The sequence below is a fragment of the Thermosinus carboxydivorans Nor1 genome, from assembly GCF_000169155.1.
Classification (GTDB): Bacteria; Bacillota; Negativicutes; order Sporomusales; family Thermosinaceae; genus Thermosinus; species Thermosinus carboxydivorans.
This window is the reverse complement of the sequence record NZ_AAWL01000039.1, coordinates 1-9,799: the sequence shown is the minus strand read 5'-3', so window position 1 is coordinate 9,799 and position 9,799 is coordinate 1. Positions and strand designations below refer to the sequence as shown.

Sequence of the window (9,799 nt, the reverse complement as noted above, 5' to 3'; positions counted from 1 at the left end):
GACATTGTGCGCGCGATTGCCGAGGAAGCGGACATTCCTGGGCATATCATCGGTGTTATTAATATTTATGAAAAGTTTACCTTTGTGGAAGTGCCGGAAGACGTTGCTGAGCGGGTGCTTTCGGTAATGCACCGTAACACCATAAAAGGACACCGGATCAATATGGAGCCGGCACGGGCAAAATAAAAAGAGGGCACAGGCCCTCTATTTTTCTAAACCGTATTTTTTGGCAAACCGCTCTAACCGTCCAGTAGTATCAACGATTTTTTGTATTCCCGTAAAGAAGGGATGACATTTCGAACAGACGTCAACCTTTAAGTTTTTTTTCGTTGAACCGGTTACAAAATTGTTGCCGCAAGCACAGGTTACTGTTGTTTGATAATAGTTAGGATGAATCTTTTCTTTCACAAAAGAGCCTCCTTATTTCGTAAATTTATTTAATTTAAACTATTCTATAAAATCTTACTTCTTCCTTCTGGCTAAAAGTAATTATCGCCATTGACTTCACGAACAAACGTTTGTAAAATATGGTTAGAAGGATCAAGGGGGAGGACAAAATGGATAAATTAAAAGCATTGGAAAATGCAATGCGCCAAATTGAAAAAGAATTTGGCAAAGGCTCTATTATGCGGCTAGGTGAGGCAGCCGCTAAAATGAATGTCGAAGTAATTCCTACTGGGTGTTTGGCGTTAGATATTGCCTTGGGCGTAGGCGGCATTCCGCGGGGCAGGGTTGTAGAAATCTACGGTCATGAATCTTCGGGTAAAACAACAGTAGCGCTGCATATGATTGCCCAGGCCCAAAAAATGGGAGGAATTGCCGCTTTTATCGACGCAGAGCATGCGCTAGACCCTATTTATGCCAAAAAACTTGGTGTCGATACGGAAAACTTACTCATCTCGCAACCTGATAACGGTGAACAGGCGTTGGAAATTGCCGATGCCCTGGTGCGCAGTGGCGCCATTGATATAATTGTTGTTGATTCAGTCGCAGCATTAGTGCCAAAAGCGGAAATAGAAGGAGAAATGGGTGATTCCCATGTTGGTCTGCAAGCCCGACTAATGTCGCAAGCTCTGCGGAAACTAACCGGCATAATCAGCAAGTCACGGACGACCGCTATTTTTATTAATCAGATCCGGGAAAAAGTAGGGGTCATGTTTGGCAATCCGGAGACTACAACGGGTGGACGAGCTCTGAAGTTTTACGCCTCCGTTCGCCTAGAAGTGCGGAAAGCCGAAGCAATAAAACAAGGAAGCGAAGTCATTGGCAGCCGTACGAGGATAAAAGTCGTAAAAAACAAAGTAGCTCCTCCTTTTCGGCAAGCTGAGTTTGACATCATGTACGGCGAAGGTATTTCCCGCGAAGGCAGCCTGGTTGACATCGGTACAGAGCTGGATATAATCACCAAGAGCGGCTCATGGTATTCTTATAAAGATAGTCGGTTAGGACAAGGCAAAGAGAATGTTAAAGAATACTTAAAAGAGAATCCGCACATTGCTGAAGAAATTGAAATGAAAATCCGCGAAGCCTTAACAGGCGGGGCTATAAAGTTAACTACCAGTGCGGTTGATGACATTGCTGTCGATGAAGCGTGAGGCGCTTTCTACGGCATTGCGGCTTTTAGCCGGAAGGGCCTATAGTGAGCAAGAATTACGCGCAAAATTACTAAAGTGCGGATACGCGAGCTGCGACATTAATTGCGTGGTGACGGAGCTGCGCGAGCGTGGCTATCTGGATGATGACGCGCTTTGTCGCTTTTTGCTTGACAAGTATCGGCGCGCCGGAAAGTATGGCAAACAGGCAATTATCAGTAAACTCCGGCAGCGTGGTTTGCCAGCTAAGATTGTGGAAGAGGCCGCCGTCTCCTTTGACTATTACGAAGAATGGGAATATGCCGCAAAACTTATTCGCCGCCGTTTCGGGGAAGATTACAGTGACTTGGCCGCGATTATTCGCTATTTAGGCGCTAAAGGCTTTTCGCGTGCGGCAATTTTGCAAGCCCTCCGGCATGTATCGCAGGAGACCGAACTCTAAAAGAAAAAGTCAAGAAGTTCCGGTTAACTTGACACTACTCTGAAAAACATTTACAATTAAATTAACCAATCGTGTAACCAGATACCGTCTATTCAACCTTTTAAGAGAACCTTAATGCTTACAGAAGCAATTAGTGAAGGTGCTTAAAGGCCGAGTTAAAACTCGGCTTTACCTTTAATATGTTGTTGATAAGGAGGTGAAATTATCGTCGACATTATTTTAACTGCTGTCATCGCGGGAATAGCGGGAGCAGGACTTGGTTACTGGGTACGAAGGAATATCGCCGAGGCCAAGATTGCTACAGCAGAAGACGCCGCCCGAAAAATTATTGAAGAGGCGGAAAAAGCCGGCGAAGCCAAGAAAAAGGAAGCTCTGGTAGAAGCGAAGGAAGAAATTCATAGGCTGCGAACCGAATATGAGCGTGAGGTTAAAGAACGCCGTAATGAACTGCAACGCCTTGAACGCCGTTTAATGCAGAAGGAAGAAAATCTTGACCGCAAAATCGACGCTTTGGAGAAGAAAGAAGAAATTCTTAGCCGCAAAGAAGCGGAGATCGATAGAAGTCAAGAAAAAATCAATGAGCTATACGCAAAACAGTTGGCCGAATTGGAACGGTTATCAGGCCTAACTTCGGAAGAAGCGCGCAGCTTGTTATTGGCGAACGTTGAAGATGAAATCAAACATGAGACGGCCATGCTGATCAAGGAATTAGAACAGCAGGCCAAAGAAGAAGCTGATAAAAAGGCGCGTGAAATAATTTCTTTGGCTATTCAGCGCTGTGCGGCCGATCATGTAGCGGAGACTACCGTTTCGGTAGTAAACTTGCCTAATGATGAAATGAAGGGACGGATTATCGGCCGTGAAGGGCGGAATATTCGTACCTTGGAAACACTGACTGGTATCGACTTGATTATTGACGATACGCCTGAAGCGGTAATTTTGTCAGGCTTTGACCCGGTACGTCGCGAAGTGGCGAGAATCGCTTTGGAAAAACTAATTGCCGATGGTCGCATTCATCCTGCCCGAATTGAGGAAATGGTGGAAAAGGCGCAAAAAGAAGTAGAACAGAAAATTAAAGAAGCCGGTGAACAGGCTACATTTGAAACAGGTGTGCACGGACTGCATCCTGAACTGGTAAAACTTCTTGGTCGTCTCAAGTTCCGCACAAGCTATGGGCAAAATGTTTTAAAACATTCTGTTGAGGTGGCGCATTTGGCTGGAGTGATGGCTGCCGAACTTGGTGTAGACGTTATGTTGGCCAAACGGGCTGGCCTGCTCCACGATATCGGCAAAGCCGTAGACCACGAGGTTGAAGGGCCTCATGTGACGATCGGGGCAGAATTGGCAAAGAAATACCGCGAATCGCCGGAAGTAGTCAATGCCATCGCCGCTCACCACGGTGATGAAGAACCTAAGACTATTCAAGCTGTGCTTGTTGCGGCCGCCGACGCTGTATCAGCGGCACGGCCTGGAGCGCGACGGGAAACATTGGAGAGCTATCTTAAACGGTTAACACGATTGGAAGAAATTGCCGAATCTTTTGACGGCGTTGAAAAGTCTTACGCCATTCAGGCCGGGCGCGAAATTCGTATCATGGTCAAACCGGAAAAAATTGATGATTTGGCTTCCGTCCGTTTGGCGAGAGATATTGTTAAGAAAATTGAAAGTGAACTGGAATATCCCGGTCAAATAAAAGTAACGGTAATTCGTGAGACCCGAGCGGTTGATTATGCAAAATAGGCTACAAAAACGACCTTGAGTTTGCTCAAGGTCGTTTTTTAACCAATTTTTCCATTAATTAAAAAAAGCGGAAAAGAGGATTTGGTCTTGCTATTAGAGAATATTACTTCATTGCTTAAGGAGCATCGTCATTATACTCACTTTACTTATGGATGGTGAAACCTATGCCGAGATATTCTCAAGAGGATGAACAAATTTCGGACGGCGTCAACTTACTCGTTTCTCTTTTAGTCCGTTATCCGGAAATTGGCACAATTAGTTTTGCACCGGAAAATAATTCGCTAAAAATGACATTTTTACTATCAGGCATGCTCTCGTCTTCCGAGTTTGTTCTCATGAAAAAACTGCTCCTTGACAGTATCGCCGCTTATCATGAGTTAGAGGGCATCGAGATATTTATGACTGATGTGACCTATTATACTTATGACCAAGTGACGATGCTAACGATTTATCGCGATGTAGCTACGATAACTAAAGGCGAGATTGCCCTAATTATTTCTCTTTTACGTGATAAACTGGCAGAACGTTTGGTTACTGATCACAATGAAGGAATGTTGGAAGAGGACCTTATGGCACAGGAAGAACTGATCGAAAGTATGCTGGAAAGCATGCGAAAGCAACAATCGGCCCACGGGTTAATTGGCATCCGTGAAGACGGACGGGTTCTCGTCTTTAATAAATAGCCCATCAAAAGGTAATTTTCCTCAGGAAATTGCCTTTTTTATTTTTGGCGAAAAAAGGGGATCTAAAAGTAAAATTTGTTACAATTATTTGAAATTTCACGAAGGAAAAAAGGAATTTTTTTGTTTAGCAAGAATAACACAAGTAGAATTTTATATATCCTGTCTAATTAAAGGAGGGTACTAAGTCAACATGGAAGTTTTGAAAGTGTCAGCAAAATCTAATCCTAATTCCGTAGCAGGCGCTTTGGCCGGAGTGCTGAGAGAACGCGGTGGTGCCGAAATTCAGGCCATCGGCGCCGGAGCACTCAACCAAGCCGTAAAAGCAGTAGCGATAGCAAGAGGCTTCGTAGCTCCGCATGGTGTCGACCTAATCTGCATCCCTGCCTTTACGGATATTATCATTGATGGTGAAGAGCGTACCGCCATCAAGCTTCTTGTCCAGCCCCGCTAGCATTGGTGATACAAAGCCTGTTCTGGGTATCAGAGCAGGTTTTTTGTTTTAAAGAGAGAATTTTTAACATAATGACATAATACATAAAAGAAAGTACGACGATAGGAGGTTTAGACATGCGTGTTCAATTAATGTCAGGTTCGCCAATAAATGTTTTATGCGACACGTTAATCATCAGTCTTTTTGAAGGAATGATGAATCCTGGCGGGGCCGCAGAAGCTGCCGACGAAGCGCTAAAGGGCCAAATTAGTTCCCTGGTCCGTGATTTGCCTGATTGTGGTCAGTTTGGAAAAACAACAATTCTGCATACATTTTCCGGCCTGGGCTGTAAAAGGTTAATCATTCTTGGTCTTGGCAAAAAGGAAGATTTAACGGTTAACAAGCTGCGCCACTTATCCGCTATTGCAATTCGAGCAGCGCAGCAAGTCCGAGCGAAGACGGTCGCTACTACGATTTGCGGCGCAGACGCTGGCGGCCAACCGGTGGATAAAGCCGCTCAAGCGCTGGTTGAGGGAGCTATTCTTGGTAACTATCATTTTTCGTATTATAAAACAGACAAAAAAGAATTTTCAGCCGTAGAAGAACTTATCATCGTTGAACAAGACGACCGACGAAACGCACTAATCAAAGACGCAGTCAACAGAGGGCAGATCATCGCAGAGGCGGTCAATTTGGCCCGTGACTTGGTAAATTATCCGGCATGCCATATGACGCCGGCCAAAATGGTTTGGCACGCTACGGAAATTGCCAGAAGCGGCGGATTGGAACTGATAGTACTTGACCGGGAGCAGATGCGCGAACAAAATATGCATGCCCTGTTGGCGGTTGCCCAGGGAAGTGATGAGCCGCCTAAAATGATTGTACTTAAATATGCCGGTGATCCACTCAGTAAAAATGTCCTTGGTTTTATTGGTAAAGGAATAACTTTTGACAGCGGTGGCCTATCCCTCAAACCAAGTGAAGGCATGCAGGAAATGAAGGACGACATGGCCGGCGGTGCTGCTGTTTTGGGGGCAATGGCAGCAATAGCTCGGTTAAAACCGAAAGTTAACATCATCGGGGTTGTGCCTTGTACGGAAAACATGCCTTCCGGAAAGGCGCTAAAACCGGGAGATGTTATTTCTTCTCTTGAAGGTAAAACAATTGAGATTATTAGTACCGATGCGGAAGGTCGTCTCATTCTCGCTGACGCTGTTGCCTACGCCCGTAAGCTTGGCGCTACCCATCTTATTGACATTGCTACACTGACAGGAGCGTGTATCGTAGCCTTAGGTTCTAATGCTAGCGGGGTTATTAGCAACAACCGGGAGTGGTGTCGCCAGGTAATTGATGCGGCCGAAGAAGCTGGGGAAAAACTATGGGAACTCCCGAACTTTGAAGAGTACCAAGAGCAGATAAAGAGTCATATTGCCGATCTCAAAAATTCAGGCGGCCGGCAGGCAGGAGCCATTACGGCCGGTCTGTTCATCGGCCATTTTGTTGGGCAGTGCCCATGGGTTCATATAGACATTGCCGGCACGGCGTCGGCGGATAAAGAGTACGGCTACAACGTCAAAGGCGGTACCGGTGTTGGTGTGCGCACCCTCGTACAGGTAGCGCTTAAACAGGCGGGTCAGATTTAACGCTATGGCTGCCGACCTGCATATTCATACGACCGCTTCGGATGGACGCCTTAATCCCGGGGAAGTAGTGGAACAGGCTGTCCAAGCGGGGCTTAACTGTATTGCCATTACTGATCACGATACCGTGGACGGTTTAAAAATTTTGATGGAAGAAAATAAAGAAGGACTGCGTATCATCCCGGGGATAGAATTCAGCACCGACCTGCCGCAACATGAAGTTCATATTCTGGGTTACTATATTGACTGGTGCGAGGATGAGCTTTGCAGCTGTCTGGAACGACTTGCGGCTGGCAGACAGACGCGGCTGCGGCTGATGGTCGATAAGATAAACCGGCTCGGCTATAAAATCGATTATGAGCGGGTAATTGAAATTGCTGGCAATTCTGTTGCCGTTGGGCGACCTCATGTGGCTAAAGCTTTAGTTGAGCAAGGGTTTTTCCCTTCGGTGAATGATGTTTTTAAGAGTTTGCTGCGGAAAAACGGCCCTGCTTATGTCCCCCATTATAAGTTCACGCCGCTAGAGGTTATTAATCTCATAAAAAAGGCGGGCGGGTTTGCTGTTCTCGCCCATCCTGGCTTGATTGGCAGCGATAATATCGTTGCTGAACTCATCCGGCTTGGCCTTGATGGTCTTGAGGTATATCATCCGGAACACAATACCGAACAGACAGAAAAATATTTACAAATAGCAGAAAAAAACAGTCTTTTTGTTACGGGGGGTTCAGACTTTCATGGTATTCCTGGCCGGTTTCCCCCTGTATTAGGAATTTTTACTATTGACAGTAATTTAGTCACCCGCATGGAGCGCCTTCGCTACAAAGTACAAGCATGAAAACACTGGTACCGGAATATATTCTCTGTACAGAAAGATTGGGGGGGAATATCGTGGGCGACGATGCTGTTTTGCTTGACGAACTGAGGGCGCGCATCCGGGAACTGGAGGATAAAGTGGAAGCATTGCGTATCAGCCGCCGGGTGCTTATGAACTTAATTGATACAATAGAACGCGAAAAGCGTGAGAAAGTTTTGCGGTTGGAAATGCAGAACGAAAAACTACAAAAGAACAATTGCCGGTATGCGCGGGCGATCATGTATCGTAATGTGAGGATAACTCAACTAGAGGATCAGCTTCGCCTGCTAACCCCAAACCCAAATATGTCGGGAAATGCTCCTACTTGACAACACCTGTAAAGGTGTTTATTTTTATTATGAACATAAAATGCAGGAGGCGTCTGGCATGGAAGTTGTTGCATTAGTTGGCCCGAGTGGTACGGGCAAAAGCCATCGGGCTTTGATTGTAGCGCATGAACATAATATCGACGCCATTATTGATGACGGGCTACTAATCAAGGACAATAAAATCATAGCAGGATATTCCGCCAAAAAAGAACCAAGCAAAATCCGTGCCGTCAAAAGAGCTATTTTCATGGACGCTGAGCATGCCCGTCAAGTACGGGAAGCAATAGAGCGTGTCGCCCCTGAACGCATTTTAATTTTGGGTACTTCCGTAAATATGGTAAATAAAATAATTGATGCTCTTGCCTTGCCTCCTATTACGAAAATTATTCGTATCGAGGAAATTGCTACAAGAGCGGAAATTGCTAAAGCCCGGGAAAGCCGGTTGAAAGAAGGCAAGCATATTATACCCGTACCTACGATTGAACTGAAGCCGCACTTTTCCGGATACCTCATCGATCCTTTGGAGATATTTTTTAAAAAGCCGCAGGCAAAACGGCGCAAACTTGGGGAAAAATCCATTGTCCGTCCTACTTTTAGTTATTATGGCAAATTGCTTATCTCCGACGCTACCATTGCTTCTATTGTTGACTATGTTGCCACTAGTGATCTAGCCATTACTAGGACGGGACAAATAAATATAAAAAATTCTCAGGACAAAGAAAAAGGAATTTCCATCTCCTTAGACGTAACTATTAAATATGGACAGCCCATATGGGATGTCGTTCATCAAGCGCAGCACCGCATTAAAAATATGGTTGAATACATGACGGGAATGACAGTTAAAGAAGTTAATATTGAAGTTAAGCGGCTCAGTATTGACTAGCTGAGGAGGGATGATAATGGAAAAAGAAACGAACAGGCTTGTTCTGTTCTCAGGTTACGCGAAATTACCAACTGGTATAACGGCAAGTGAAATGTATAAGGTGATTGGTGTAATTGTACTGATTGATGTGTTAACAGGGGAAATTGTCGAAGCCGACTGCACGCTCGCCACACAACTTGCCCGTAAACATGTTTCGGCCGCTCTTGTAGGCCATAGTTTAAAAAACGGGCCTGACCAAGCATTGCGGACAATTGATCTCGTATATCAAGGGAGCGCCAAAAGGGCTATTATCACGGCAATTCGCATTATTTACGACAAGTATCGCAGCTACACTGAAGGAACTATTCCGAGTGTACTAGATTAGGAGTTGCAAAAATGACAGAAAACGTAAAACTTATCGGTACTGGGTTTATCGTGGGAATTTTCAGCGGTTTACTTGGTGTCGGAGGCGGAGTATTCCTGGTGCCAATCATGGTTTCTTGCTTTGCCATCGCTCAACACACTGCCCATGGGACGTCTTTGGCTGTCGTTATTCCTACCGCTATCGTCAGCGCTATTATCTATGGTTTTCACGGCAATGCCGATCTTGGGGTGTCGCTGAATTTGATCGTCGGCAGCGTTATTGGCGCCAGTATCGGCGCCCGAATTATGAAAAAAATACCGGCAGCGCAGCTTAAACGTCTGTTTGGAATATTGCTGGTTTTTGTCGGTCTGAGGATGGTATTCGCATGACGGCTTTAATTACTTTTGTAATGGGGCTTTTTGCCGGAATATTAAGTGGTCTGCTGGGGATTGGCGGCGGCGTGGTTTTAGTCCCCATGATGGTCTTTTTTCTGGGAATATCGCAGCATACGGCGCAAGGAATATCGATGTTAGTTATTATCCCAACGGCTATTGCCGGTATCTTGCAGTTTCATAAAGACAAGTTGATCAATTATCGCGTAGCAGGCTATCTAGCCTTGGGTGCCATAGCTGGAGCCCTACTCAGCGCTAACTTTGTCCAAGCTATTCCGGCCGAAACGTTGAAACGCCTGTTCGGAATTTTTGTTATTGTCACAGGTCTTCGGATGGTTTTAGCAAAACCTAAGAAATCATAGCATAATTATCCACCCTTGCTTATTATTTAAATGAAGAGGGGGTGGATTTTTTGTTGGATTTAAAAATCAAGAACGGATTGGTCGTGGATGGTACTGGGCAAGAGGGTTAT

Annotated in this window: 14 protein-coding genes; 13 read left to right on the top strand and 1 reads right to left on the bottom strand. The window is 45.3% G+C overall.

Annotation, left to right across the window (positions count from 1 at the left end; all coding sequences use genetic code 11):
* Positions 1-186: DbpA RNA binding domain-containing protein (locus TCARDRAFT_RS14170; RefSeq protein WP_007290648.1), on the top strand; the 186-nt coding region annotated here is incomplete at its 5' end.
* An 18-nt stretch (positions 187-204) separates the two neighbouring features.
* On the opposite strand, the gene rpmE is transcribed toward TCARDRAFT_RS14170, so the two are convergent.
* Positions 205-408 (bottom strand): 50S ribosomal protein L31, encoded by a 204-nt coding sequence (gene rpmE / locus TCARDRAFT_RS14165; protein ID WP_007290647.1) that lies wholly within the window; start codon positions 406-408, stop codon positions 205-207.
* A 149-nt stretch (positions 409-557) separates the two neighbouring features.
* Here rpmE and recA point away from each other — a divergent pair, with 149 nt between their 5' ends.
* The 12 genes from recA (at position 558) to TCARDRAFT_RS14105 (ending at position 9,689) form a co-directional block, all read left to right on the top strand.
* On the top strand, positions 558-1,595 hold the full coding sequence (gene recA, locus TCARDRAFT_RS14160) for a recombinase RecA (protein WP_007290646.1): 1,038 nt from the start codon (positions 558-560) through the stop codon (positions 1,593-1,595).
* The gene (locus TCARDRAFT_RS14155) at positions 1,570-2,034 is read left to right on the top strand and encodes a regulatory protein RecX (RefSeq protein ID WP_007290645.1); all 465 of its coding nucleotides are present in this window, start codon (positions 1,570-1,572) and stop codon (positions 2,032-2,034) included. Before recA ends, TCARDRAFT_RS14155 begins: the two co-directional genes overlap by 26 nt.
* 201 nt (positions 2,035-2,235) lie before the next feature.
* On the top strand, positions 2,236-3,774 hold the full coding sequence (gene rny / locus TCARDRAFT_RS14150) for a ribonuclease Y (protein WP_071934037.1): 1,539 nt from the start codon (positions 2,236-2,238) through the stop codon (positions 3,772-3,774).
* 164 nt (positions 3,775-3,938) lie between these two features.
* The gene (locus TCARDRAFT_RS14145) at positions 3,939-4,457 is read left to right on the top strand and encodes a hypothetical protein (RefSeq protein ID WP_007290643.1); all 519 of its coding nucleotides are present in this window, start codon (positions 3,939-3,941) and stop codon (positions 4,455-4,457) included.
* A 190-nt stretch (positions 4,458-4,647) separates the two neighbouring features.
* The gene (locus TCARDRAFT_RS14140; RefSeq protein ID WP_007290642.1) at positions 4,648-4,908 is read left to right on the top strand and encodes a stage V sporulation protein S; all 261 of its coding nucleotides are present in this window, start codon (positions 4,648-4,650) and stop codon (positions 4,906-4,908) included.
* A gap of 116 nt (positions 4,909-5,024) precedes the next feature.
* Positions 5,025-6,530, top strand: a complete 1,506-nt coding sequence (locus tag TCARDRAFT_RS14135) for a leucyl aminopeptidase (RefSeq protein ID WP_007290641.1) — start codon at positions 5,025-5,027, stop codon at positions 6,528-6,530.
* Between the two features lie 4 nt (positions 6,531-6,534).
* Positions 6,535-7,362 carry a PHP domain-containing protein gene (locus TCARDRAFT_RS14130; protein ID WP_007290640.1) on the top strand — a complete coding sequence of 276 codons (828 nt, stop codon included), beginning with the start codon at positions 6,535-6,537 and terminating at the stop codon, positions 7,360-7,362.
* Positions 7,363-7,415: 53 nt separating this feature from the next.
* Positions 7,416-7,709, top strand: coding sequence for a hypothetical protein (locus TCARDRAFT_RS14125; RefSeq protein ID WP_007290639.1), 294 nt, complete (start codon positions 7,416-7,418; stop codon positions 7,707-7,709).
* A gap of 58 nt (positions 7,710-7,767) precedes the next feature.
* Positions 7,768-8,592 carry an Asp23/Gls24 family envelope stress response protein gene (locus TCARDRAFT_RS14120; protein ID WP_007290638.1) on the top strand — a complete coding sequence of 275 codons (825 nt, stop codon included), beginning with the start codon at positions 7,768-7,770 and terminating at the stop codon, positions 8,590-8,592.
* A 16-nt stretch (positions 8,593-8,608) separates the two neighbouring features.
* Positions 8,609-8,956, top strand: coding sequence for a DUF3870 domain-containing protein (locus TCARDRAFT_RS14115; RefSeq protein WP_007290651.1), 348 nt, complete (start codon positions 8,609-8,611; stop codon positions 8,954-8,956).
* Between the two features lie 11 nt (positions 8,957-8,967).
* A complete protein-coding gene (locus tag TCARDRAFT_RS14110) occupies positions 8,968-9,324 on the top strand; it encodes a sulfite exporter TauE/SafE family protein (RefSeq protein ID WP_007290650.1) in 357 nt (118 codons plus the stop codon).
* Positions 9,321-9,689 carry a sulfite exporter TauE/SafE family protein gene (locus TCARDRAFT_RS14105; RefSeq protein ID WP_007290649.1) on the top strand — a complete coding sequence of 123 codons (369 nt, stop codon included), beginning with the start codon at positions 9,321-9,323 and terminating at the stop codon, positions 9,687-9,689. The genes TCARDRAFT_RS14110 and TCARDRAFT_RS14105 overlap by 4 nt, the downstream gene beginning before the upstream one ends.
* Positions 9,690-9,799 lie beyond the last annotated feature (110 nt).